The organism is Paraclostridium sp. MRS3W1 (assembly GCF_032465715.1).
Taxonomy (GTDB): domain Bacteria; phylum Bacillota; class Clostridia; order Peptostreptococcales; family Peptostreptococcaceae; genus Paraclostridium; species Paraclostridium dentum.
Genome location: NZ_JAWDJM010000184.1, coordinates 1 through 1,699, shown reverse-complemented (window position 1 = coordinate 1,699; position 1,699 = coordinate 1). Strand labels below are relative to the sequence as shown.

Annotated in this window: 2 protein-coding genes; both read left to right on the top strand. The window is 25.8% G+C overall.

What is annotated here, in order from left to right; translation table 11 throughout:
* Positions 1 to 874: ABC transporter ATP-binding protein (locus RWY47_RS15680; protein WP_316030366.1), on the top strand; the 874-nt coding region annotated here is incomplete at its 5' end.
* Between the two features lie 141 nt (positions 875 to 1,015).
* Positions 1,016 to 1,600, top strand: coding sequence for a GNAT family N-acetyltransferase (locus RWY47_RS15675; RefSeq protein ID WP_168932777.1), 585 nt, complete (start codon positions 1,016 to 1,018; stop codon positions 1,598 to 1,600).
* The last annotated feature ends 99 nt before the right edge of the window (positions 1,601 to 1,699 follow it).

Sequence of the window (1,699 nt, the reverse complement as noted above, 5' to 3'; positions counted from 1 at the left end):
TCTTCTTTCTGTAAATTTATTTATACAACCAATTAGAAAATTAATAAACTTTACAGAGCAATACCAAAATGGTATGACAGGATTTGAAAGATTTTCAGAAATTATAAATGAAGAAACTGAAAAAGAAGCTAAAAATCCTATAGAACTTAAAGATGTTAAAGGAAATATAGAAATAGAAAATGTTTCATTTACTTATGAAGATGACAATGAAGTATTTAAAAACTTAAGTTTATCTGTAGAAGCTGGTAAGACTGTGGCATTAGTTGGTCCATCTGGTGGAGGGAAAACTACTTTATGTAATCTTATACCTAGATTCTTTGATTTTGAAGAAGGAGATATAAAAATTGATGGAGTTAGTGTAAAAGATGTTAGCTTAAATTCATTAAGAACAAATATAGGTGTAGTAGCTCAAGATGTATTTTTATTTACAGGCACAATAAAAGAAAATATAATAATCGGAAAGTCAGGTGCAACTGATAAAGAAGTTATAGATGCATGTAAAAAAGCTAGAATACATGACTTTATAATGACACTTCCAAACGGATATGATACTTACGTAGGGGAGAGAGGAATTAAGCTTTCAGGTGGTCAAAAGCAAAGAATATCTATAGCTAGAATATTCCTTAAAAATCCACCTATAATGATATTAGATGAAGCTACATCAGCTCTTGATAATGTAACAGAACAAGAAATACAAAAATCTTTAGAAGAATTAGGAAAAGATAGAACGAATTTAGTTGTAGCCCATAGGTTATCAACGATACAAAGTGCAGATGAAATAATAGTCTTAACTCAAAATGGAATAGAAGAAAGAGGAACTCATAAAGAATTAATTGAAAAAGGCGGAGTATACTCAAAACTTCATAGAAAATAAAAAATACTTAAGCATAAGGTAAATATAATTTATCTTATGCTTTTTTGCGTTTAGAGAGCGTGAAATTTTATGAATAGATTAACATCTAAAAACATATATGCATATAAAAGAGTATTAATTATTTTAAGGAGGGAACTATTAATGAAAGATTCTATATATCCTCAAATGAAAATAATAGAAACTGATAAATATATATTAAGACCTATATGTGTAGAAGATGCAATAAGTATGTTTGAGTATTACAGTCAGGATAAAGTAGTTAAATATTTACCTATAAAAACTCATAAATCAATAGTTGAGACAAAAAGATTTATAAAAAATTATTTTATAAATAGTTATAAAAAAGGAAATGTAAATCACTGGGCTATAATAGATAAAAAAAATAATAAATTAATTGGTAATATAGGTCTTAACAATGTGTCTAATAAAGATAAAGAGGCTGAGATTGGTATATGTATAAACCCTATTTACTGGGGAAATGATATAGCAACAGATTTGACTAAGTATTCCTTAATGTATGGATTTAAGGTCTTGAATTTAGAAAAGATAACAGCAACTACATATGAAGAAAATCCTAGAACTAGAAAATCTTTAGAAAGCTTAGGTTTTAAATATGTAAAAACTTATGATAAAAAGATGAAAATTTCAAATTCCGTGAAAATGATAAAGTGTGATAAGTATGAATTATATAGGAAAAATTATATATTATCTAGATATTTAGATTAAGTAAAATTAAAAATAGACATAAAAAAAGTATGAATTAAATTCATACTTTTTTTAAGGGCATTTTAATAATTAAAATATAAACGGGGATTTATATTAATC

What these genes read in the sequence shown, in the direction of transcription:
- RWY47_RS15675 (WP_168932777.1), top strand. Translation starts at nt 1,016, where the DNA reads ATGAAAGATTCTATATATCCTCAAATGAAAATAATAGAAACTGATAAA.